Origin of the sequence: Mycobacterium sp. shizuoka-1 (genome assembly GCF_002723835.1) — a bacterium.
Classification (GTDB): Bacteria; Actinomycetota; Actinomycetes; order Mycobacteriales; family Mycobacteriaceae; genus Mycobacterium.
Map to the genome: position 1 here is coordinate 35,277 of NZ_BEWG01000010.1, position 21,626 is coordinate 56,902.

Sequence of the window (21,626 nt, forward strand, 5' to 3'; positions counted from 1 at the left end):
CCATGGCAGTCAGGCGCCGCCGCGCCGCCGCTGTCGCAGTGGCGGCCGTCGTGGGAGTGGTCGCGTCGACCGTCCTGGCGTCGTGTTCGGGCAGCCCGGCCGACCAGATCAACTACGCCGTGGACGGCATGCTGATCAGCTACAACACCAACACGGTCACCGGCGCGGCCTCGGCCGGTCCGCAGGCGTTCGCCCGGGCGCTCACCGGGTTCACCTTCCACGGACCCGACGGACAGGTGCTGGCCGACCACGACTTCGGGTCGGTGTCGGTGGTCGGCCGGGATCCGCTGGTGCTGGACTACCAGATCTCCGACAAGGCGGTCTATTCCGACGGCAAACCGGTGACGTGCGACGACATGGTGCTGACCTGGGCCGCGCAGTCCGGGCGGTTCCCGGCCTTCGACGCCGCCAGCCGCGCCGGATACCTCGACATCGACACCATCGACTGCCAGCCTGGCCAGAAAAAAGCCCGGGTGACCTATCTGCCGGGTCGTGCGGTCATCGACTACCTGCAACTGTTCACCGCGACGTCGATGATGCCGTCGCACGTGCTCGGCGACGTGCTCGGACTCGATGTCACCCGGGCCATCCAGAGCGGTGATCCGGCCGCCGTCGACCGAATCGCGGCCGCCTGGAACACGGTCTGGGACCTCAAGCCCGGCGTCGACCTGAAACGGTTCCCGTCCTCGGGTCCGTACAAGATCGACTCGGTGCTGCCCGAGGGGGCGGTGGTGCTGACCGCCAACGACCGCTGGTGGGGCGCCAAACCGATCACCAAGCGGATCACGGTGTGGCCGCGCGGTGTCGATGTGCAGGATCGGGTCAACAACGGCACCTTCCAGGTCGTGGACGTCGCGACCGGGTCGTCGGGCACCCTGACCACACCGGACGGCTACGACCGACACGAGTTCGCCTCCGGCGGGATCGAGCAGCTGATCTTCGCCCCGACCGGCCCGCTGGCCGCGACGCCGGCCCGCCGGGCGGTGGCGCTGTGCACCCCGCGCGACCTGATCGCGCTCAACGCCGAGACCCCGATCTCCAACGTCCGGCTCAACTCGGCCGCCGACGATGCATTCAGTGCCATCGAAGGCGTCGCGATCGCCGGCCAGTTCGGGCCGGCCAACCCCGACGCCGCCCGCGACGCCCTGGGCGGGCAGCCGCTGATCGTGCGCATCGGCTATCAGGCGCCCAACCCGCGCCTGGCCGCCACCGTCGGCGCGATCACCAAGTCCTGTGCGGCGGCCGGTATCACCGTGGTCGACACGACCTCAGACACCACCGGGCCGCAGACGCTGCGCGACGGCGGGCTCGACGCGCTGCTGGCCAGCACCGGCGGGGCGGCGGGCAGTGGGTCGACCGGCTCGTCGGCGCTGGACGCGTACACGCTGTTCTCCGGCAACGGCAACAACCTGCCGCGCTACGCCAACCCGCAGATCGACGGCATCATCTCCGCGCTGGCGATCACCGCCGACGCGAAGGAACAGGCGCGGCTGCTCGGCGACAGTTCGCCGATCCTGTGGGGCGACATGCCGACCCTGCCGCTGTACCGTCAGCAGCGCACGGTGCTGGCGTCGAAGAAGATGTATGCCGTGGAAGGCAATCCGACCAAGTGGGGCGCGGGCTGGAATATGGACCGATGGGTCTTCGAGAAGTGACCGGGGCTTCGGTGGCCGACGTCATCGCGTCGCTGACTCGGGAGGTGGCCGACTTCCCCGAGCCGGGCATCCAGTTCAAGGACCTCACCCCGGTGCTGGCCGACCCGAACGGGCTGGCGGTGGTCACCGAGGCGCTGGCCGAGATCGCGTCGGGCGCCGACCTGGTGGCCGGCATCGATGCGCGCGGCTTCCTGTTGGGCGGCGCGGTGGCGCACCGGCTGGGAATCGGGGTGCTGGCGATCCGCAAGGGTGGCAAGCTGCCCCCGCCGGTGCACAGCCAGTCCTACGCGCTGGAGTACGGCACGGCGACGCTGGAGATCCCGGCAGACGGGGTTGCGCTGGCCGGGCGCCGGGTGGTGATCATCGACGACGTGCTGGCCACCGGGGGGACGCTGGCCGCGGCGGCCGCCCTGCTGGCGGCCGGCGGCGCGCAGGTCCCGGTGGCGGCGGTGGTACTCGAACTGACCGGCCTCGGCGGGCGCGACAAGATCGCCCCGTTGCCGGTGGAGAGCCTGCAGACCATCTGAGCTCGCCTGACTGGCCACGCCTGCCACTGCGATTCTCGCGGAGCGATATCCTCGAAGTCGGTCTGGTGGCGAGGAGGTGACGGCGTGGTGGACGACAACGGCGCGCTGACCGCCGCGCCGGTCTCCGACAGTCCGGAGCCGCGCGCGGAGACCCCGAAGACCACCAGCAGTGCGTCCCGGCGCGTGCGGGCCCGCCTGGCGCGGCGGATGACCTCGCAGCGCAGCACGGTGAACCCGGTGCTCGAACCGCTGGTGGCGGTGCACCGGGAGATCTACCCGAAGGCCGACCTGGCGATCCTGCAGCGCGCCTACGAGGTGGCCGAGGCCAAGCACGCCGATCAGCTGCGCCGCTCCGGCGACCCCTACATCACCCATCCGCTGGCAGTGGCCAACATCCTGGCCGAACTCGGCATGGACACCACCACGCTGGTGGCCGCGCTGCTGCACGACACTGTCGAGGACACCGGCTACGCGATGGAGGCGCTGACCGCCGACTTCGGCGACGAGGTGGCCCATCTGGTCGACGGTGTCACCAAGCTGGACAAGGTCGCGCTGGGCACCGCCGCCGAGGGCGAGACGATCCGCAAGATGATCATCGCGATGGCGCGCGACCCGCGGGTGCTGGTCATCAAGGTCGCCGACCGGTTGCACAACATGCGGACCATGCGGTTCCTGCCGCCGGAGAAGCAGGCCCGCAAGGCCCGCGAGACGCTGGAAGTCATTGCCCCGCTTGCCCATCGGCTGGGTATGGCCACGGTCAAGTGGGAGCTGGAGGATCTGTCGTTCGCGATCCTGCACCCGAAACGCTACGAGGAGATCGTCCGCCTGGTCGCCGACCGGGCGCCGTCACGCGACACCTATCTGGCCAAGGTCCGCGCCGAGATCAACGCGGCGCTGTCCGGGATGAAGATCACCGCCACCGTCGAGGGCAGGCCCAAGCACTACTGGTCGATCTATCAGAAGATGATCGTCAAGGGCCGTGACTTCGACGACATCCACGACCTGGTCGGGGTGCGGATCCTGTGCGACGAGATCCGCGACTGTTATGCGGCTGTGGGCGTGGTGCATTCGCTGTGGCAGCCGATGCCCGGCCGGTTCAAGGATTACATCGCCCAACCCAGGTTCGGCGTCTACCAGTCGCTGCACACCACCGTCGTGGGGCCGGAGGGCAAGCCGCTGGAGGTGCAGATCCGCACCCGGGACATGCACCGCACGGCCGAATACGGCATCGCCGCGCACTGGCGGTACAAGGAGGCCAAGGGCCGCAACGGTGTTCCGCACCCGCACACCGCCGCCGAGATCGACGACATGGCCTGGATGCGCCAGCTGCTCGACTGGCAGCGGGAAGCCGCCGACCCCGGCGAGTTCCTCGAATCGCTGCGCTACGACCTTGCGGTACAAGAGATCTTCGTGTTCACCCCGAAGGGCGACGTGATCACCCTGCCGGCCGGCTCGACCCCGGTGGACTTCGCCTACGCGGTGCACACCGAGGTCGGTCACCGCTGCATCGGCGCCCGGGTCAACGGCCGCCTGGTGGCGCTGGAACGCAAACTCGAAAACGGGGAAGTGGTAGAGGTTTTCACCTCCAAAGCCCCCAACGCCGGGCCGTCGCGAGACTGGCAGGGCTTTGTGGTGTCACCGCGCGCCAAAGCCAAGATCCGGCAGTGGTTCGCCAAGGAGCGCCGCGAGGAGGCGTTGGAGGCGGGCAAGGACTCGATCGCCCGCGAGGTTCGCCGCGGGGGTCTGCCGCTGCAGAAGCTGGTCAACGCCGAGGCGATGGGCGCCCTGGCGCAGGAGTTGCGCTACGCCGACGTCTCGTCGCTGTACACCGCGGTCGGTGAGGGGCACGTCTCGCCCCGGCACGTGGTGCAGCGGCTGGTGGCCCAGCTCGGCGGTGCCGAGAGCGCGGAAGACGAACTGGCCGAACGCTCGACGCCGGCGACCATGCCGGTGCGGCAGCGCAGCACCGACGACACCGGTGTCAGCGTGCCCGGCGCGCCAGGCACGCTGACCAAGCTGGCCAAGTGCTGCACACCGGTCCCCGGCGACAACATCATGGGATTCGTCACCCGCGGCGGCGGTGTCAGCGTGCACCGCACCGATTGCACCAATGCCGCGTCGCTGCAACAGCAGTCCGAACGCATCATCGAGGTGCACTGGGCGCCGTCACCCACGTCGGTGTTCCTGGTGGCCATTCAGGTCGAGGCCCTCGACCGGCACCGGCTGCTGTCCGATGTCACCCGGGTGCTGGCCGACGAACGGGTCAACATCCTGTCGGCCTCGGTGACCACGTCCAACGATCGAGTGGCCATCAGCCGCTTCACCTTTGAGATGGGCGACCCCAAGCACCTCGGTCATGTGCTCAACGCGGTTCGTAACGTCGAGGGTGTGTACGACGTCTACCGGGTGACCAGCGCGGCCTGACCCCGGCGGGTGATCAGGGTCCGCCGTTGACGTACCAGGCCAGGCAGCCCGGATGATGCCGGCAGGCGATGATCGCACCGGCGTCGGGTGCTGCGCCGCGCACTCGCGGCTGGGCCGACGGCAAACTGCAGCTCTGCAGGTAGGGGTTCCACGGGATCACCCCGTCGTAGCAGCCCTGTGCGACGGGCCGGGGTGTGCCGGCGGCGGATAGGGCACCAGGGACCACCAGGACGGTGATCGCCGCCAGCACCCCGAGCAGGACAAGGGCGAATCGGTGCAGGCCAAGAGACATAACAACTACACCAACACTGGTGCGCCGCAGATTATTTCATCGTCATCACCGGAATAGGGCGGGGCGGCAATGATCTTGTTCTTGGCGGCCGTGATGCCTCTTGGAAAGAGATTGACCATGAACAGATTTCACGTGTTTTCCGCCACCCTCGGCACCGGCGCCCTGGTCTCGCTCGGCGTATTGGCCGCGGCGGCGGCACATCCGCCGCTGGGTCCGGATTCGTTGGTGAGCTCGGAGATGTCGACCGGGGTCACCGTCACCCAGGCGCCCGGCCCGAGCAAGGCCGGCCTGCCGGTCGCCGTTCCGGCCATCAAGGGGCCCGCGCCGCTGCCGCCCGAAGAGCAGGGCCTGCCCGGGTAACCCGCGGCTCAGTTCAACCGGATCGACTTGACCGTCACCGGCTTGGCCGGCTTACCGTCGTCGGCCCCGCCGGCGATGCCGGTGGCGGCGATGTCGTCGACGATCCCGAACCCGGTCTTGTCGACCTGGCCGAACGCCGTGTAGGTCGGCGGCAGCATCGAGTCGCGGTAGACGATGAAGAACTGGCTGCCGTTGGTGTCCGGGCCGGCGTTGGCCATCGCCAGCGTGCCTCGCGGATACATCACGGGCTGCTTGAGCGCCGGATCGAAGGGGCGGTACTGGTTGGTCGGGTATTCGTTGGCGAAGCGGTAGCCCGGCCCGCCGCTGCCCGTGCCGGTCGGGTCGCCGCACTGCAACACCGACAACGACCGCGAGTCGGTGAGCCGATGGCACGGTGTGCCGTCGAAGTAGCCCTGCTGGGCCAGGCTCACGAAACTGTTCACCGTGCACGGCGCCTTGGCGTTGTCCAGGTGCAAGACGAGCGGGCCGGCGTTGGTGACCAGCGTCGCGTCGACCGTCGCCGGTGAAGTGGGCACCCGCCCGGTGCGCGGGGCTCTGGCCGGCTTGTCGGCCGGGGTGGCCGTCGCGGGGTATTGGCAGTTGGCGCCGAGGTTGGCCGGCGGGGCGAACGGCGGCAGCTGGGTGCTACCCGGGCCGGCGGTGATGGTGCGTGGCGGCAGGCCGGCGCCGCCGGTGCGTTCCAGCTCGCGCGCCATCCAGGAGAAGAACACGATGCCGGCCAGCACCACCACGATGCTCAGCACGGTCACCAGGTAGCTGATCACCAGCCCGGCGATCGCCAGCCCCCGGCCTTCCTCGCCGGACTTCTTGATCTGGGACAGCGAGATGTGCCCGAACACGATGCCCAGCGGTGCGAACAGGAACGCGCAGATCAGCGAGGCGATCGCCATCCCGTTGGTGGGGGGCGGCGCCGGATAGGCATACGGCCCGGGCCCGTAGGGCGAACCGTACGGCGGCGGCGGGTAGTACGGCGGCGGTTGGCTCATGCCGTCCCCTCGCAGGCTCGGGTCCTGCATGTTCGTTTGTGATTCGCTCCGCAGGCGTCGCTCATGGCCGCTAGTCCAGCAGCACCGACTTGATCTGCACGTCGTTCGCCGGCTTGCCGTCCTGCGCGCCGCCCGCCACGCCCGCGGCCGCGATCTTGTCCAGCGTGGCCAGGCCGGTCGCGTCGATCGTGCCGAACGCGGTGTAGTTCGGCGGCAGCTGCGAATCCTTGTAGACCAGGAAGAACTGGCTGCCGTTGGTGCCGGGCCCGGCGTTGGCCATCGCCAGTGTTCCGCGCGGATAGGTCACCGGCTGCTGCAGGCCCGGATCACCCTGCGGGTACTGGTCGGTGGGGTACTCGTTGGCGAACTGGTAGCCCGGGCCGCCGGTACCGCTGCCGGTCGGGTCACCGCACTGCAGCACCGACAGCGACGGCGAGGTGGTCAGCCGGTGGCACGGGGTGTTGTCGAAGAAGCCCTTCTGCGCCAGGCTGGCGAAGCTGTTCACCGTGCACGGGGCCTTGGCGTTGTCCAGCACCAGTCCGAGGTTGCCCTGGTTGGTGCTCATGCTCGCGCTCACGGTCGCCGGGTCGGTGGGCACCTTGCCGCTGTGCGGCGGCTCGACCTTGCGGCTGGCCGGCTCGGGCGAGGCCGGGTACTGGCAGTTGGCGCCCAGGTTCGCGCTGGCCTTGAACGGCGGAAGGCCGCCGGCGGCCGGGGGAGCGGCCGACGGATCACCGGCGTCCACCGGCGCGGTGCTGGTGGCCGGCGAGGCGGTCTTGTTGTTGTCGGTGTCCTTGTTGGTCAGCACGAACACCGCAACCAGGGCGGCGGCCACGACGATCGCCACGACACCGCCGATCACCACGAACAGGCGGCGACGCTTCTCCTGTTGGGCGCGACGTTCCAGCTGCCGCTCGAGTTTGCGCTTGGCCGTCGCACGTCGCTGGTCGTTGGTGGGCACCGTGGTGGTCCTCCGTGCAGTGTCGGTTCGGGTGAGTCGGCACCGAGTGTGCCAGTTCTAGCTGAGGCCAGGGGGCACGACCCTCGCCAACTGGGGATGGGAAACTGGACGACGTGCTGCTCACCGGGTTCCCGGCCGGCATGTTGGCATGCAACTGCTACGTGCTGGCCCCACACGCCGGGGCCGACGCTGTCGTCGTCGACCCGGGCCAGCGTGCCTTCGGCACCCTGCGGCGCATCCTCGACGAGAACCGGCTGACCCCGGCCGCCGTCCTGCTCACCCACGGCCACATCGACCACATCTGGTCGGCGCAGAAGGTGGGCGACACCTTCGGCTGCCCGGTGTTCATCCACCCCGAGGACCGCTACCTGCTCGCCGACCCGATCCGCGGGTTCGGACCCCGCCTGGGCCAGATCGCGTTCGGTGCGCTGTTCCGCGAGCCCAAGCAGGTCGTCGAACTCGACCGCGACGGCGACAAGCTCGAACTCGGCGGGATCAGCGTGACCGTCGACCACACCCCGGGCCACACGCGCGGGTCGGTGGTGTTTCGGGTGCCGGACGGGCTGAACCAGGTCGCCTTCACCGGCGACACCTTGTTCAAACAATCGGTGGGTCGCACCGACCTGCCGGGCGGCAGCGGCAACGCCCTCTTGTCGTCGATCGTCGACAAACTATTGGTGCTCGACGACGACACCCTGGTATTACCGGGGCACGGCGAGTCCACCACCATCGGTCTCGAACGCCGTACCAACCCCTTTCTCGAAGGTCTGACCACGTGACTGAATTTCAGGCGCCCAAGGGCGTCCCCGATTACCTGCCGCCCGAGTCCGCCGAGTTCGTCGCCGTGCGCGACGGTCTGCTGCGGACGGCCCGGCTGGCCGGCTACGGCGATGTCGAGCTACCGATCTTCGAAGACACCGGGCTGTTCGCCCGTGGGGTCGGGGAGTCGACCGATGTGGTCTCCAAGGAGATGTACACCTTCGCCGACCGCGGCGACCGCTCGGTGACGCTGCGGCCCGAGGGCACCGCCGGGGTGATGCGCGCGGTGATCGAGCACGGACTGGATCGCGGTGCGCTGCCGGTCAAGCTCTGCTACGCCGGACCGTTCTTCCGCTATGAGCGTCCGCAGGCCGGCCGGTACCGGCAGCTGCAGCAGGTCGGGGTGGAGGCCATCGGGATCGACGACCCGGCGCTGGACGCCGAGGTGATCGCCGTCGCCGACGCCGGCTACCGCTCGCTGGGGCTCGATGGTTTCCGCCTGGAGATCACCTCGCTGGGCGACGACACCTGCCGCCCGCAGTACCGGGAACTCCTGCAGAACTTCCTGTTCGCGCTCGACCTCGACGAGGACACCCGCAGGCGGGCCGAGATCAACCCGCTGCGGGTGCTCGACGACAAGCGCCCGCACATCCGGGAGATGACCGCCGACGCGCCGGTGATGCTCGATCACCTCTCCGACGTCGCCAAGCAGCACTTCGAGACCGTGCTCGCGCACCTCGACGCGCTGGGCGTGCCGTATGTGATCAACCCGCGGATGGTGCGCGGGCTGGATTACTACACCAAGACCACCTTCGAGTTCGTCCACGACGGGCTCGGTGCGCAGTCCGGTATCGGCGGCGGCGGGCGTTACGACGGGTTGATGCGCCAGCTCGGCGGTCAGGACCTGTCCGGCATCGGCTTCGGGCTGGGGGTGGACCGCACCGTGCTGGCACTGCGGGCCGAAGGCAAGACCGCGGGAAACCCAACCCGCTGCGATGTTTTCGGGGTGCCGCTGGGTGATGAGGCCAAGCTGGTGCTCGCCAGGCTCGCGGCGGACCTGCGGGCGGCGGGGGTGCGGGTCGACCTGGCCTACGGCGACCGCGGAATGAAGGGCGCGATGCGCGCGGCCGATCGTTCGGGCGCCCGCGTCGCCCTGGTCGCAGGCGACCGGGACATCGAGGCCGGCACCGTGGGCGTCAAAGATCTGACCACCGGTGCGCAGGTCGACATCCCGGCCGACGCGGTTGTTGCCGACGTGATCGCCCGGCTGGCCTGAATCGCGGCCGCCGGGTTATCGGTGCGGAGAGTTTTGGTTATCAGCCGGCCGGGCAAAGATCGGTCTTGGCGAAATTGATCGCCGCGTCGGCCTGCGCATGGCTGATCGAACCGGAGTTGTTGAAGTAGGTCTGCGACAACTCGTTCGGGTCCGCGCCCTGGGCCAGGGCTTCGCAGATGGTGTGTCCGTCGGCGATCAAAGCCGCCTGGTCACCGGCGATACCGGCGCTGGTGAGGTCCTGGATGTAGTCCGCCTCGGCGTTCGTGATCGCCCAGGCGGCGGGCGCGCCGACGAGTGCGATGGCGCCGGCGGCAGCGGCCGCCGTCAACAAACCTTTGATCATTGTTCGTCCCCTGTGTCCATTGGAGTTACTGCTGCGGCAGAAGTTACTACGCTCTCAGCAGATATACAGAAAAAGCCGAAAGAATTTCTGCGCACCAAATGGGCGCTTCTCAATCGGCTGGGGGACTCATTGTGAAGTTGTGAAAATTGCCTGTCCCATTTAATCAATTCTCACGAGATTCTTGGCGCAACCTTGGCTCGATTGGGAACCGTGTCGTTTGCCTGGGCCGTTCTATCGGTATGAACACCGGAGCCGAGCTCATCGAGAGTTATCTGCGCACTCGGCAGGTGCGGTATTTCCGCGGCCATCACGACGACGAGTTCTTCTTCGTCGTCGGTGCATACCACGGCAGCGTGCACGTGCACCTGCAGCCGTGCGGGCCCGCTGATGCGGCGGTGCGCGTCAGCATCAACGCGCAGCGCTACTATCCGGCGCAACAGCGCGACCGGGTGGCGGCGTTGGTGCAACAGTGGAACGCCACCGACGGTCAGGTCACCGCGACCGTGGTCGAGTCCTGCGATCCGGGCCTGATCGGGGTGCGGGCCGAGCGTCGGTATCCCGGCACGGACACCGACTTCGGCCCGTTCGTCGATCAGGCCGTCCAGTCCGCGATCGATCTGTTCGGCCGGTTGCGGACGGTCGCGGCATGGCCGTCCGACGACGCGCGACTGCTCGACGCCGGTTGAGGCTCACGATCGCCGGTGGCGGCGGAACCAGATGATGCCGACCGCCGCCGCCGCGACGGCCACGACCGCCGAGGCGCCCACCGCCAGGAGAAGCGCGCTGAGGTTTCGGCTGTCGCCGCCGTGCCGGATCACTCGCTGGTATGGGTCATCGCTGGGTGCCGGCCCGAAGACGAAATCTGCTGTGATCGAGGATGGGTCGTCGATCGTCGTCGAAATCCTGGTGAGGTAGGGGTTTCGGGAGCTCAGTTTGGCCAAGGACTCGTTGCGGGTGCGTCCCTGGATTGAGCCGGCGTAGTCGACATCGATGTCCTGTCGGGCCGCGTCAGCGTCGACGCGTTGCATCCGATGCTGCGCCAAGGTGTAGACCACCACTCGTTGAGGATCCTTCGCGGCGGCCGACATCCGCATCGGGTACACCAGGTCGTCGGAGATGAAGTCCAGCCGGATGGGGTCGAGTTGACCCCGCAGCGGCTGCTCGCCGGTCAGCCGCATCGCGACGAACGACCAGCCTCGAGTGAGATAGGACTCGAGTTGCGCGGTGACGTCCGGCCGCATCGTGTACCCGTGGGTGTCCAGCCACTGCCGCACGCCGGCGAGATCACCGCCGGTCAGGGTGGTCGCCTCCAGCGGTCCGAGCTGCACCTGCGCGACGACGGTCGGGCCCGCACCGGGTACGGCGCCGGCCTCGTCGAGACCGCTGTGCCCGGTTCCCTGTCGCTCGATCCGCGGCGCGGTCAACCGCTCGAGTTCCGAGAACAGTCCGGGGTCGGCGGCAGTGGCGGTGGCGGGCGTCGGGGTGGGCACGATCAGTGCCGCGTTGTCGGCCATCGACTGCACATCCAGGCGCATGACGATGGTCTCGCGGTTGCCGTCGATCGCGACCAGGCTCTGCTCACCGGCCACCCGGGCATCGAGGTCGGGACTCACGATTCCCCCGCAGGCGCAGGCGCCCGCGGGTCCTCCGGGAGCCACCACGAGCATGCCGGCGGCCAAGACGACCGCACCCATCATCCGCAGTTGGCGCATCGGGGCTCCTTCGATCCACAGCCATGATGCCCGGCTCAGCCCTTGCCTCGCGCCGTATTGGGCTCAGCCGCCGAGCGGCGCCCGAACAGCATCCGGCTCAGCATCCGATCGCGCAGCGTGAGGGTATGGAGCAGCACCGCCGACACGTGCGCGGCGATCGCCGCCACGAGCAGGTAGGCGAGCACGGAGTGCGCTTGGCGCAGAACGAAATACAGATCGGCGTCGAACGGCGCGATCCGGGGGAGTGCCAAGGATCCGAACACCACCACCGGCCGCCCGCCCGCCGACACCATCGCCCACCCGACCAACGGCTGGGCCAGCATCAGCGCGTACAACCCGATTTCGGAGCCGATCACCAACCCGTGCTCGATCGAGCCGACCGTCTCCGGCAATGGCGGGGTTCGGTGGGTGAATCGGTTGGCCGCCCGAATGACCACGACCAGCAGGATGATCACCCCGAGGGTCATGTGCAACCCGACCAGAGTGCCGTAGCCGCCCAGCGAGTTGACCATCACGAACCCGACGAACAACGCGGTGAACACCAAGGCCGCGGTCAGCCAGTGCAGGATCCGGGTGCGCACCGGGTAGCGCTCGACCGGTGTCATGCCCGGGCCTCCGGCACCTGCACGGCCGGTGCGGCTTTGGGTTCGCCGGTGCGCTGTCGATACGACGCCGCGTAGATATCCGAGCGTGCGGACAACAGCGGGTCGTCGGACGCTTCGATGCCGTCGGGCAGCGTCAGGGGGTCGAAGTTGATGTCGCGAGCATTGCCCGCGGCCTCGGTCGCCGCGGAGGTCAGCGTGAGCATCCCGACCTCGACACTGCGCCGGTCCTCGGGCCACTCCAGGGTGGGGTCGGTCAGCGGGTCGCCGGGCTCGGCGATGGTGACCAGCATCCGCCACCGCAGCGGTCCGGTCCGCAGTTGTCCGATCAGGGCGTCGAACAATCCGTTCGCATCTCCGGACGGCGGCGCCGGTGCCGACTGCTGCGGTACGAACGACCATCGCACCGGTGTGCGGGCTCCATCGTCGTTCACGAAGTAGAAGGTGTTCAGGCCACGGAAGGTGCTGTCACCGAAGCCGGCGGTCGGTGGATGCTTCTTGATGATGGCCATCGCGGCGGCCGTCTCGGGGTGGGCGGTCAGAAAAGCCTTCATCGCGGCCGGGTCGGGCGCTTTGGTAGCGGCGACGGGTTTGGACGCCAGCAGCCGGTCGTAGAACCCGCGAGCTGAATTGTCGGGGAAGACCGGAAGGTTGAGCATCGCCGTGCGCCATTGCCAGCCGTCGGGGAACCCGAACGCCAGCCCGAGCCCCCTGGCCGTGCCGGGGGCGTCGGCCACGTGCGCGTCGCCGCCGGCCAGGGAAAACCGGCCGACGACCGGGATCCGGCCGGGCTGGAAGACCGCGGCGCTGCTGAGTTCGCGGCCGTTGCCGTTGCTGTCGAAGTAGCCGCTGACGGCCACACCCTTGGCGTGGTTCTTGCGGAAGCCGAGCTGGCGGCCGTAGACGGCGAGGAATCCGTCCAGGAACGTCGCGCGGGCGCCGGGGGAGCCGATCCACTTGTTGGCGTAGGCCACAGTGCCGAGGTCGACGGCGAGGAACGCGCCGACCGCACCGAGCCCCATCAGGATCGACCGCCGGCTCACGGCGGTGTGCACTCCCCAGTGTCGTTGGGCGCGTTCGCGCCGCGGCCGGTTGGTCACTTAACCCAGGACGCGCTGGACGAGGAATTCGTTCACTGCCGTGACACAGGTCACCGCATCGAGTCTAGATGGCCATCGCCGCGCGCACATCGGCCTCCGAGGCCGAGCCGCCCGTTCCGCTCGAGGTCACTCGGCCGGCTTCCAGGATGTAGTACTGCTGCGCCGATTCCAGCGCGAACCCGATGTGTTGTTCGACCAGCAGCACGCCGAGGTCGCCGCGGCGGGTCAGCGCGGTGATCGCCGCCTCGATCTCGGCGACCACCGACGGCTGGATGCCTTCGGTGGGTTCGTCGAGGATGAGGATCTTCGGGCGGGTGATCAGCGCCCGCGCGATCGCGAGCTGTTGCCGCTGTCCGCCGGAGAGCAGGCCGGCCCGCCGGGTGAGCAGCTCTTTGAGCGCGGGGAACAGGTCGAGTTGCTCGTCGATCAGCTGCTTGCCGCCCTTGCGGCCGTCGGCGACGACCTGGAGGTTCTCGGCGGTGGTCAGCTGCCCGAACGACTGCTGGCCCTGCGGGACGTAGGCCAGCCCGCGCGCCACCCGGGCGCTGGGCCGCAGCCGGGTGACGTCCTCGCCGTGCAGCAGCACCGTGCCCGCGGTGCACTTCAACAGGCCCACCGCGGCCCGCAGCAGGGTGGTCTTGCCGGCGCCGTTGTGCCCCATCACTGCGGCGACTCCGTCGGCGGGGACGTCGATGCTGACCCCGTGGATGACCTGGGATCGCCCGTACCCGGTGCGGACGTCAATGAGCTGCAACATTATTCGCCGGCCTCCAAGTCGGACGTGCCCGCCGCGGCGGTGCCCAGGTAGACCTCCTGCACCTTGGGGTTGGCCTGGACTTCGGCTACCGACCCCTCGGCGATCACCTGGCCGCGGGCGAGCACGGTCACCGACGTGGCGAACGCCCGCATGAAATCCATGTCGTGCTCGACGACCACCACGGTGCGCGACGCACCGATGCGGCGCAACAGGTTTCCGGTCTCCTCGCGTTCCTCGCCGCTCATGCCGGCGACCGGTTCGTCCAGCAGCAGCACGTCGGCGTTCTGTACCAGCAGCATGCCGATCTCCAGCCACTGCTTCTGGCCGTGCGCCAGCACCCCTGCCGGACGGTCCGCCAGCTCGGTGAGTCCGATCGTCTCCAGTGCCTCCTCGATGGCGGGCAGCACGGCCTTGCGCCGGCGCAGCAGGGTCAGCCAGGACCGGCCCGCTCCGGCGGCGATGTCGAGGTTCTGCAGCACGGACAGCTGCTCGAACACACTGGCGGTCTGGAAGGTTCGGCCGACGCCGAGGCGGGCGATCTGGTGGACCTTCTTGCCCAGCAGGTTGACGCCGGACTTGTCGACCGAGCCGGTGGCCGGCACCAGGCCGGTGATCGCGTCGATGACAGTGGTCTTGCCGGCTCCGTTGGGGCCGATCAGAAACCGCAGGTCGCCTTGGAACAGCGTCAGATCGACGCCGTTCACGGCTTTGAATCCGTCGAAGTCGACGGTCAGGCCCTGGACTTCGAGGTACTCGGTGCCCATGCCGGCATTGCCGCCGGCGACCGGTTCGGCGAGTTCGGTCATGAGCCGGCCGCCACGGGTTCGGACTCGGGTTGTGGATCGGGTGCACCGCTGGGCGCGGCGGCGGGCTTGCCGCGCCGGCGCCGCCGCAGCAGCGCGCCGAGGCCGGCGAGGCCGGCCGGGAAGAAGCCGACGACGACGATGAACAACAGGCCCTGGGCGTAGATCCAGCCCGACGGGAAGCGTTCGGAGAACGCAGTTTGCGCCCATGCCACCCCGATCGCACCCAGGATCGGGCCGAGCAGGGTGGTGCGGCCACCGATCGCGACGCCGATCAGGAACGCGATCGACGGTACGACGCCCACCTGGGCGGGAGTGATGAATCCGATGATCGGGGCGAACAGCGCCCCGGCGACGCTGGCGAACAGCGCGGCGGCGGTGTACGCGACCACCTTGATGGTGGCCGGGTCGTAACCCAGGAATCTCACCCGCTCCTCGCCGTCTCGCACCGCGACCAGCAGTTCGCCGTAGCGGCTCTGCATGAGCTGGCGGACCACCGCGACCACGACCAGCAAGGTGCCCGCAGCGATGAAGTACAGCATCTGCCGATTCACCGGGTCGGACAGCTTGAAGCCGAAGAAGGTTCGAAAGCCGTTGAGCCCGTTGCTGCCACCCAACGTCGACTGGCCGACCAGCAGGATGGCCAGCGCGGCCGCCAGCGCCTGCGACAGGATGGCGAAATAGGCACCCTTGACGCGGCGCTTGAACACCCCGAGCCCGAGGAGTGCTGCGATGCCGGTCGGGACAACAACGATCGCCGCCAGGGTGAACGCCGCCGACGAGAATGGTTCCCAATAGGACGGCAGGGCAGGGATTCCGGCGATCTGCATGAAGTCGGGCACCGCCTGCTTGCGGACCTCGGCGTCGGCGATCTTGAGGTGCATGCCCATCATGTAGGCGCCCAGGCCGAAGAACACGCCCTGGCCCAGGGTGAGCATGCCGCCGCGGCCCCAGGCCAGCCCGATTCCGGCGGCCACGATCGCGTAGCACAGATATTGGCCGAGCAGGCCGAGCCGGAAGCTCGACAGCACCGCGGGTGCCACCCCGAACAGCACGATGGCCGCGACCGTGAAACCGGCCCACGTCTGCCAGCGTCCGATCAGGCCTCTCATACCAAACTCCTTGTCCGCACGGTGAACAACCCTTGTGGACGTACTTGAAGGAAGATCACGATGACCACGAACACGATCACCTTGGCCAGCGAGGCCGTCGTGCTGTACTCGATGAACGAGTTCATCAGCCCGAGTGCAAACGCGGCGATGACGGTGCCCTTGATCTGCCCCAGGCCGCCCACCACGACCACCAGGAATGCGTCGATGAGATAGCTCTGACCGATGGTCGAACTGGTGGATCCGATCAGGGTCAGCGCCACACCGGCCACGCTGGCCAGGCCCGAACCGATGAAGAATGTGGTGATGTCGGTTCGCCGGCTCGAAATGCCGCTGGTCTCAGCAAGGTCGCGGTTCTGGACCACCGCCCGGATCCGGCGGCCCATCGGGCTGAGCTTGAGCACCGCCGCCAGCACGATCACGCACACCAGTGCCAGGACGAGGATGAAGATGCGGGTCTTGGGCACCACCGCGCCGAGGATCTCCACCCCACCCGACAGCCAGGTGGGCGCGGTGACGTTCACCGCGGGTGCGCCGAAGATGCTGCGGGCGGCCTGCTGCAGGATCAGCCCGACGCCGAACGTCACCAGCAGGGTGTCCAGCGGGCGGTCGTACATCCGTTGAATCAGCGTGACTTCCAGCAATACCCCGAGCAGGCCACCGACCACGAACCCCACGACGAGCGAAACCAGAAGCGATGCACCGGCATTCGAGATCAGCTTTTGCACCACGAACGCGGTGTAGCAGCCGACCATGATGAATTCACCGTGCGCCATGTTGATGACGCCCATCTGGCCGAATGTCAGGGCCAGCCCCAATGCCGCCAGCAACAGGATTGAGCCGAGGCTCAACCCTGTTGCCAGCTGTCCGACAAGGACATCCACGGTGTTAGTTCCCCGTCGCTCCGCTCGCTCCCAGTCAGCCCGAGAGGCCCTTGGCCCAGGGGTAGGACTTCAGGTAGGGATCCGGCGTGATCGGGCCGGGCGACTCCCAGATCGTGTAGATCAGGCCGTCGGGATGGATCTCACCGATGCGTGCGGTCTTGGTGATGTGGTGGTTCTCGCCGTCGATGGTGACCAGGCCTTCGGGTGCGTCGAAGGTGACGCCGCCCGCGTTGTCCTGGATCGCCTTGACGTCGAAGGACTTCCCCTTCTCGACGGTGTTCTTCCACAGGTAGACCGAGACGTAGGCGGCTTCCATCGGATCCGAGGTCACCCGGTTCTGCCCGTACGCGTCCTTGAACGCCTTCACGAACGCCTTGTTCACCGGATTGTCCAGCGTCTGGTAGTAGTTCCACGCGGTCAGCTGGCCGGCGATGTTCTGCGCGCCGATGCCCTGGACCTCTTCCTCGGCGATCGACACCGAGACCACCGGCATCTTCTGCGGGGTGAGTCCGGCGTTGGTGTACTCCTTGAAGAATGCGACGTTCGAGTCGCCGTTGAGGGTGTTGAACACCGCGCCGGCGTTGGACGCGCGCACCTTGTTGACGATCGTGGAGAAGTCGGTCGATCCCAGCGGGGTGTAGTCCTCGCCCTTGATCTCGATGCCGTTGGCCGCGGCGTAGGCCTTGATGATGCGGTTGGCGGTCTGCGGGAACACGTAGTCGCTGCCGACCAGGTACAGCGAGGTGATGCCCTTCTCCTTGAGGAAGTCCAGGGCCGGCACGATCTGCTGGTTGGTGGTGGCGCCGGTGTAGAAGATGTTCTTGCTCGACTCGAGGCCCTCGTACTGCACGGGGTAGTAGAGCAGCGAGTTGTTGCTCTCGAAGACCGGCAGCATCGCCTTGCGGCTCGAGCTGGTCCAGCCGCCGAACACCGCGGCCACGCAGTCGTCCTTGATCAGCTTCTCGGCCTTCTGGGCGAAGACCGCGGGATCGGAAGCGCCGTCCTCGCCGACGATCTGGATCTGCTTGCCCAGCACGCCGCCCTTGCCGTTGATCTCGTCGACAGCCAGCTTGATGGAGTCACGGACGGTGACCTCGGAGATCGCCATGGTGCCCGACAGCGAGTTCAGCGAACCCACCTTGATCGTGGGTCCGGACGTGTCGACGCATGAATCGGATTTTGCTGTGTCGGTTTCGCTTGCCTTGCTGCCGCAGCCGGACAGCACCAGGCCGGCTGTCACCATCACGCTTGTCGCAGCCAATGCCGATCGATTCAGAGCGGAACGCCGGAGTTGCATAGAGGCCCTTTCATGTTGGGAACGACAAGCATTGGGCCGCGACAGATCGACTGGCCCCCGCACCCACGGTTTATGTCGACCCGGACGTTAGAGCGAATAAGTTTCTGTGACATATCTGTGTGTGACGAACTCGTTAACCTGCTATTCATTCGCTGAGACCGCCCCTTCGCCGAGGTGGTAACACGATCGGTAGCGTGGCCGATATGCGCGGTATGCGAAAAGTGACAGCAAGGGTCGGAGCGGCGCTGGTGATGGCGTCCGCCGGTGTCGCCGCCACGCACGCGGTGTCCAGTGCCGAACCGGCGCCCGGACATCAGGTGACCTACACGCTCGCCACGGGTGGGACCTATGACTTCACCATCACCTACCTGACCGCGCAGCCGCCGAGCAAGGACGCGTTCAACGCCAACTCCGACGCATTCATGAAGCGCGAGACCATCACGGTGTCGCCGGATGCGCCGTGGGTTTTCCAGACCACCCTCGACGATCCGCAGTGGGCATTCCTGCAGGTGGCCAGCACCACGCATGGCGGGCAGGCCGCCCCCAACGCGCACTGTGAGGTCACCATCGACGGTGCGGTGGCTGTCGCCCAGGACGCCCCGTACAGCCCGCAGTGCTACCTGGCGCAGTGGACGTCCTAGCTCTTTGGTGAACAAAACACCTGTTGGGAACGGTGAGTAGCTCGATCGCGCTGGTGGGACCTGGGGCCATCGGTTCCACCGTCGCCGCACTGCTCTACGCGGCCGGTCATCGCGTGACCCTGTGTGGGCACACACCGCGAGAGCGCATCGAGGTGCGCCCTGATCACGCCGGGGACCCGATCGTGGTGCCCGGCCCGGTGGCGACCGACCCCGATGAGGTCGACGGTCCCGTCGATGTGGTGCTGCTGGCGGTCAAGGACACCCACAACGACGGGGCGGCCGGTTGGCTGCGGAAGCTGTGCGACGAACGCACCGTGGTGTGCGTGCTGCAGAACGGGGTGGAACAGGTCGAGCGGGTCGGTCGGATCAGTCCGTCGTCCCACGTCGTGCCGGCGGTGGTGTGGTTCTCGGCGGAGACTCAGCCGGCCGGCTGGGTGCGGCTGCGCACGGACGTGCGGCTGGTCCTGCCCGAGGGCGAAGACGCGCAGGCCCTCGCGGCGGTGTTGCGCCGGGCCGGATTGGCTGTCGAACAGGACCCCGACTTTCACACCGCGGCCTGGCGCAAACTGCTGTTCAACGCCCTGGCCGGGTTCATGGTGCTGGCGCGCCGGCGATCCGGGATGTTCCGCCGCGCCGATATCGCCGCGTTGGCGCGCCGCTACCTCACCGAATGCCTGGCGGTGGCGCGCGCGGAGGGTGCCGAGTTGCCGGACACCGTCATCGCCGAGATCGTCGAGATGTTCGCCGCGGCCCCCGAGGATCTCACCACGTCGATGCTGTCGGACGCCGAGGCGCACCGCAGGCTGGAGTGGGATATCCGCAACGGCGTGATCGTTCGCAAGGCCGCCGCGCACGGGCTGACCACACCGATCAGTGACGTGGTGGTCGCGTTGCTCGCCGCGGCCAGCGACGGCCCGGGCTAGCCGGGTGGCATCCTGGCCTGGTGGGGTTGATTTTCCGGCTGCTCGAGCTGCTGATCGTGATCGTGCCGGTCGCCGGTGCCATCTACGCCGCCGTGCGCGGCGTCGCCGCGATCAGAAGGCAGAACGAGCCGGGGGAGTCGCCGCCCGCCGTGCCCCGTGAGGAGCCGAAAAGCCAAGCAGCCCAATGGCGCACGATCACCCGAGTGCTCGATCAGCACAGCCGCACCGATGCGCGCTGGCTGGACTACGAACTCGACGCCGCCAAACTGCTGGATTTTCCGGTGATGACCGATATGCGCGAGCCGCTGACGGTGGCGTTTCACCGGGCCAAGTTGCGTGCGGAGTTGCTGCGCCCGGCCAAGGCCGAGGACCTGCTCGACGATCCGGTGGCCGCGCGCGCTTATCTCGACGCCGTCGAGGCGTACGTCACCGCGTTCGACACCGCCGAGACCGAGGCGGTGCGCCGCCGGCGCAGCGGGTTCAGTCGCGAGGACCAGCAGCGACTGGCCCGCGCCCAGAGTCTGCTGCGGGTGGCTGCCGACCGCGGTGCCACTCCGCAGGAACGGGAGCGCGCCTACGACCTGGCCCGCGGCGAGCTCGACGGGCTTGTCGTGTTGCCCGACCGCACCCGCGGCGCCCTTGAGCAGGGAATCGCGGGGGAGTTGGACGACTAGGCAGGTAGCGCAACGTCGCCCGCGATGCATTGGGCGTCGGTATCGTCAGGTGCCGGCGATAAGTCCACCCGAGGTGGCCCTTGGCGAGGGGGTGACGTGGAGAGGTTGGCTCCGGCGCTGGCCACATTGATGGACCCGGTGTCGGTCATGGGGCGCATTGCCGAGCAGGCGTGTGTCCTGATGCCGAAGGCCGATGGAGCTGCCGTCACCCTGCTACGCGCCTCCGACGACGCCTATGTCACCGTGTCCGGCTACGGCGTCATTGCTGCCACGACGGGCTTCGCCGTCCCCAAGTCCAGCAGTTTCCAGGGTCTGGCAGCGCGGGAGAAGCGGCCGATGCTGGTGGCGGACGCCAACGCCGACCTCCGGCTGTCGCCACGGGTGCGGACGATGAACAAGCAGTGGGGCACCCGGTCGTGGGCGGTGATTCCGCTGCTGCACGGTGACGATGCCATCGGGTCGTTGCTGCTGGTGGCGCGGGCCCCTGGAGCGTTCGACGAGACCGACCTCGCCCTGATGCTCGAGATCAGCGAGTTCGTGTCGGCGTTGACCTATGCGATGGCAGACCGCAACGAGCCCGGAAAGCGCGCCATCACAGCGAGATTCGTCGCCTCGGTGATGCTGCCGGAAGCCGTCGAAGCCCAAGGGCTACAGGACCGACTGGATGCCCTGCTGATGCAGCGCAACGCACTGAGCGCGGTGTTCCAGCCCATCGTCCATCTGGCAAGCGGCGCGACGGTGGCTTACGAAGGGCTGACTCGGTTTCCGGCGTCACCGGAGTTCACCCCGCTGCAGTGGTTCGGCGCCGCCCGGCGGGTGGGCCGAGGTACCGACCTCGAACATGCCGCGCTCTCGGCGGTCCTGGCCGCCGCTCGCCGGATTCCCGCCGATTGTCCGGTCGCGGTCAACCTGAGCCCGCGTGCGGTGGGTGAGCCGGAAATTCAAGAGATGCTGGCCGCGCAGGACCGCACGCTGATCGTGGAGATCACGGAACACGAACCGTTTCCGGACGACCTCGCCGACAATCTGGCCCGTCTGCGCGCGTGGGGGATCTTCTTGGCTGTCGACGACGCCGGCGGCGGGTATGCGAGTTTCACCCAGCTGTTGCGGCTGCACCCCGACATCATCAAGATCGACGGCGAGTTGATCACCGGCGTCGACGACGACCCCGCCAAGCGTGCGTTGACGACAGCGCTGCACACCCTGGCATCCGAGCTGAATGCGACAGCGGTGGCCGAGGCGGTGGAGACTCCCCGCCAGCTCCAGACGCTGGTCGGCCTCGGCGTCGAATACGGCCAGGGCTTCCATCTCGGACGCCCGCACCGCACCGCGCGGCCGTACCGGGGTGGGCGCTCGGCCGGCCGAGCCCCTGCGTCCCGGGCCCAGGCTCCGGCCTTTCCGCGCTGACCGGCACTCTGCGACCACCCAATACACCGCCGCGTTCGGGCATTGACGTGCCCAGAATTAGACCATACTCTTTTCAATATCCGTATGGTCAACTCGTCGGCGGCATGGTCTTG

General features: G+C 68.1%; 23 protein-coding genes. 11 read left to right on the forward strand and 12 right to left on the reverse strand.

Annotated elements, in window-relative coordinates; all coding sequences use genetic code 11:
• Positions 1-2 precede the first annotated feature (2 nt).
• From MSZK_RS02685 to MSZK_RS02695, 3 genes are all read left to right on the forward strand, one after another.
• Positions 3-1,655, forward strand: coding sequence for an ABC transporter substrate-binding protein (locus tag MSZK_RS02685; protein ID WP_099244573.1), 1,653 nt, complete (start codon positions 3-5; stop codon positions 1,653-1,655).
• Positions 1,637-2,182, forward strand: a complete 546-nt coding sequence (locus tag MSZK_RS02690) for an adenine phosphoribosyltransferase (RefSeq protein ID WP_099244575.1) — start codon at positions 1,637-1,639, stop codon at positions 2,180-2,182. Before MSZK_RS02685 ends, MSZK_RS02690 begins: the two co-directional genes overlap by 19 nt.
• Before the next feature lie 84 nt (positions 2,183-2,266).
• A complete protein-coding gene (locus MSZK_RS02695) occupies positions 2,267-4,606 on the forward strand; it encodes a bifunctional (p)ppGpp synthetase/guanosine-3',5'-bis(diphosphate) 3'-pyrophosphohydrolase (RefSeq protein ID WP_099244577.1) in 2,340 nt (779 codons plus the stop codon).
• Positions 4,607-4,619: 13 nt separating this feature from the next.
• On the opposite strand, the gene MSZK_RS02700 is transcribed toward MSZK_RS02695, so the two are convergent.
• Complete coding sequence (locus MSZK_RS02700; protein WP_233211087.1) at positions 4,620-4,898, reverse strand: hypothetical protein; 279 nt, start codon at positions 4,896-4,898, stop codon at positions 4,620-4,622.
• A 117-nt stretch (positions 4,899-5,015) separates the two neighbouring features.
• On the opposite strand from MSZK_RS02700, the gene MSZK_RS02705 reads away from it, so the two are divergent.
• The gene (locus MSZK_RS02705; protein WP_142389842.1) at positions 5,016-5,258 is read left to right on the forward strand and encodes a hypothetical protein; all 243 of its coding nucleotides are present in this window, start codon (positions 5,016-5,018) and stop codon (positions 5,256-5,258) included.
• A gap of 8 nt (positions 5,259-5,266) precedes the next feature.
• Here the strand turns inward: MSZK_RS02705 and MSZK_RS02710 are convergent, their stop codons facing one another.
• Positions 5,267-6,265 carry a peptidylprolyl isomerase gene (locus MSZK_RS02710; protein ID WP_099244581.1) on the reverse strand — a complete coding sequence of 333 codons (999 nt, stop codon included), beginning with the start codon at positions 6,263-6,265 and terminating at the stop codon, positions 5,267-5,269.
• Between the two features lie 70 nt (positions 6,266-6,335).
• Positions 6,336-7,226, reverse strand: coding sequence for a peptidylprolyl isomerase (locus tag MSZK_RS02715; protein ID WP_099244583.1), 891 nt, complete (start codon positions 7,224-7,226; stop codon positions 6,336-6,338).
• A 113-nt stretch (positions 7,227-7,339) separates the two neighbouring features.
• On the opposite strand from MSZK_RS02715, the gene MSZK_RS02720 reads away from it, so the two are divergent.
• Together MSZK_RS02720 and hisS are read left to right on the forward strand one after the other, a co-directional pair.
• Complete coding sequence (locus tag MSZK_RS02720; RefSeq protein WP_099244585.1) at positions 7,340-8,005, forward strand: MBL fold metallo-hydrolase; 666 nt, start codon at positions 7,340-7,342, stop codon at positions 8,003-8,005.
• On the forward strand, positions 8,002-9,261 hold the full coding sequence (gene hisS / locus MSZK_RS02725) for a histidine--tRNA ligase (protein WP_099244587.1): 1,260 nt from the start codon (positions 8,002-8,004) through the stop codon (positions 9,259-9,261). Before MSZK_RS02720 ends, hisS begins: the two co-directional genes overlap by 4 nt.
• A 40-nt stretch (positions 9,262-9,301) precedes the next feature.
• Here the strand turns inward: hisS and MSZK_RS02730 are convergent, their stop codons facing one another.
• Complete coding sequence (locus MSZK_RS02730; protein ID WP_099244589.1) at positions 9,302-9,604, reverse strand: DUF732 domain-containing protein; 303 nt, start codon at positions 9,602-9,604, stop codon at positions 9,302-9,304.
• A gap of 239 nt (positions 9,605-9,843) precedes the next feature.
• Between MSZK_RS02730 and MSZK_RS02735 the strand changes: the two genes are divergently transcribed.
• A complete protein-coding gene (locus tag MSZK_RS02735) occupies positions 9,844-10,290 on the forward strand; it encodes a hypothetical protein (RefSeq protein WP_099244591.1) in 447 nt (148 codons plus the stop codon).
• A gap of 3 nt (positions 10,291-10,293) precedes the next feature.
• On the opposite strand, the gene MSZK_RS02740 is transcribed toward MSZK_RS02735, so the two are convergent.
• From MSZK_RS02740 to urtA, 8 genes are all read right to left on the reverse strand, one after another.
• On the reverse strand, positions 10,294-11,316 hold the full coding sequence (locus MSZK_RS02740) for a DUF2330 domain-containing protein (RefSeq protein WP_099244593.1): 1,023 nt from the start codon (positions 11,314-11,316) through the stop codon (positions 10,294-10,296).
• 35 nt (positions 11,317-11,351) lie between these two features.
• Positions 11,352-11,921, reverse strand: a complete 570-nt coding sequence (locus MSZK_RS02745) for a cytochrome b (RefSeq protein ID WP_099244595.1) — start codon at positions 11,919-11,921, stop codon at positions 11,352-11,354.
• Positions 11,918-13,018 (reverse strand): catalase family peroxidase, encoded by a 1,101-nt coding sequence (locus MSZK_RS02750; protein WP_371411277.1) that lies wholly within the window; start codon positions 13,016-13,018, stop codon positions 11,918-11,920. The genes MSZK_RS02745 and MSZK_RS02750 overlap by 4 nt, the downstream gene beginning before the upstream one ends.
• A gap of 64 nt (positions 13,019-13,082) precedes the next feature.
• Positions 13,083-13,775 (reverse strand): urea ABC transporter ATP-binding subunit UrtE, encoded by a 693-nt coding sequence (urtE, locus tag MSZK_RS02755; protein WP_099244597.1) that lies wholly within the window; start codon positions 13,773-13,775, stop codon positions 13,083-13,085.
• Entirely contained in the window at positions 13,775-14,581 is an 807-nt protein-coding gene (gene urtD, locus MSZK_RS02760; RefSeq protein ID WP_099244599.1) for an urea ABC transporter ATP-binding protein UrtD, read from the reverse strand. The genes urtE and urtD overlap by 1 nt, the downstream gene beginning before the upstream one ends.
• The gene (urtC, locus tag MSZK_RS02765) at positions 14,578-15,690 is read right to left on the reverse strand and encodes an urea ABC transporter permease subunit UrtC (RefSeq protein ID WP_099244601.1); all 1,113 of its coding nucleotides are present in this window, start codon (positions 15,688-15,690) and stop codon (positions 14,578-14,580) included. Before urtC ends, urtD begins: the two co-directional genes overlap by 4 nt.
• A complete protein-coding gene (gene urtB, locus MSZK_RS02770; protein ID WP_099244603.1) occupies positions 15,687-16,571 on the reverse strand; it encodes an urea ABC transporter permease subunit UrtB in 885 nt (294 codons plus the stop codon). Before urtB ends, urtC begins: the two co-directional genes overlap by 4 nt.
• A 34-nt stretch (positions 16,572-16,605) precedes the next feature.
• On the reverse strand, positions 16,606-17,868 hold the full coding sequence (urtA, locus tag MSZK_RS02775) for an urea ABC transporter substrate-binding protein (protein ID WP_099244605.1): 1,263 nt from the start codon (positions 17,866-17,868) through the stop codon (positions 16,606-16,608).
• A 203-nt stretch (positions 17,869-18,071) separates the two neighbouring features.
• Between urtA and MSZK_RS02780 the strand changes: the two genes are divergently transcribed.
• The 4 genes from MSZK_RS02780 to MSZK_RS02795 all read left to right on the forward strand — a co-directional run bounded on the left by MSZK_RS02780 (position 18,072) and on the right by MSZK_RS02795 (position 21,513).
• Positions 18,072-18,509, forward strand: coding sequence for a hypothetical protein (locus tag MSZK_RS02780; RefSeq protein ID WP_371411280.1), 438 nt, complete (start codon positions 18,072-18,074; stop codon positions 18,507-18,509).
• A gap of 32 nt (positions 18,510-18,541) precedes the next feature.
• Complete coding sequence (locus tag MSZK_RS02785; RefSeq protein WP_099244609.1) at positions 18,542-19,432, forward strand: oxidoreductase; 891 nt, start codon at positions 18,542-18,544, stop codon at positions 19,430-19,432.
• Between the two features lie 20 nt (positions 19,433-19,452).
• Positions 19,453-20,106: a hypothetical protein gene (locus MSZK_RS02790; protein WP_099244611.1), complete on the forward strand. Its 654-nt coding sequence runs from the start codon at positions 19,453-19,455 to the stop codon at positions 20,104-20,106.
• A 96-nt stretch (positions 20,107-20,202) separates the two neighbouring features.
• Positions 20,203-21,513: an EAL domain-containing protein gene (locus tag MSZK_RS02795; protein WP_158230537.1), complete on the forward strand. Its 1,311-nt coding sequence runs from the start codon at positions 20,203-20,205 to the stop codon at positions 21,511-21,513.
• The last annotated feature ends 113 nt before the right edge of the window (positions 21,514-21,626 follow it).

Excerpts from the sequence above, each read along its gene's own strand:
- MSZK_RS02685 (WP_099244573.1), top strand. The coding sequence starts at position 3 with ATGGCAGTCAGGCGCCGCCGCGCCGCCGCTGTCGCAGTGGCGGCCGTC.
- MSZK_RS02690 (WP_099244575.1), top strand. The coding sequence starts at position 1,637 with ATGGGTCTTCGAGAAGTGACCGGGGCTTCGGTGGCCGACGTCATCGCG.
- MSZK_RS02700 (WP_233211087.1), bottom strand. The coding sequence starts at position 4,898 with ATGTCTCTTGGCCTGCACCGATTCGCCCTTGTCCTGCTCGGGGTGCTG.
- MSZK_RS02705 (WP_142389842.1), top strand. The coding sequence starts at position 5,016 with ATGAACAGATTTCACGTGTTTTCCGCCACCCTCGGCACCGGCGCCCTG.
- MSZK_RS02710 (WP_099244581.1), bottom strand. The coding sequence starts at position 6,265 with ATGAGCCAACCGCCGCCGTACTACCCGCCGCCGCCGTACGGTTCGCCC.
- MSZK_RS02730 (WP_099244589.1), bottom strand. The coding sequence starts at position 9,604 with ATGATCAAAGGTTTGTTGACGGCGGCCGCTGCCGCCGGCGCCATCGCA.
- MSZK_RS02735 (WP_099244591.1), top strand. The coding sequence starts at position 9,844 with ATGAACACCGGAGCCGAGCTCATCGAGAGTTATCTGCGCACTCGGCAG.
- MSZK_RS02740 (WP_099244593.1), bottom strand. The coding sequence starts at position 11,316 with ATGCGCCAACTGCGGATGATGGGTGCGGTCGTCTTGGCCGCCGGCATG.
- MSZK_RS02745 (WP_099244595.1), bottom strand. The coding sequence starts at position 11,921 with ATGACACCGGTCGAGCGCTACCCGGTGCGCACCCGGATCCTGCACTGG.
- urtE (WP_099244597.1), bottom strand. The coding sequence starts at position 13,775 with ATGTTGCAGCTCATTGACGTCCGCACCGGGTACGGGCGATCCCAGGTC.
- urtD (WP_099244599.1), bottom strand. The coding sequence starts at position 14,581 with ATGACCGAACTCGCCGAACCGGTCGCCGGCGGCAATGCCGGCATGGGC.
- urtC (WP_099244601.1), bottom strand. The coding sequence starts at position 15,690 with ATGAGAGGCCTGATCGGACGCTGGCAGACGTGGGCCGGTTTCACGGTC.
- urtA (WP_099244605.1), bottom strand. The coding sequence starts at position 17,868 with ATGCAACTCCGGCGTTCCGCTCTGAATCGATCGGCATTGGCTGCGACA.
- MSZK_RS02780 (WP_371411280.1), top strand. The coding sequence starts at position 18,072 with ATGCGCGGTATGCGAAAAGTGACAGCAAGGGTCGGAGCGGCGCTGGTG.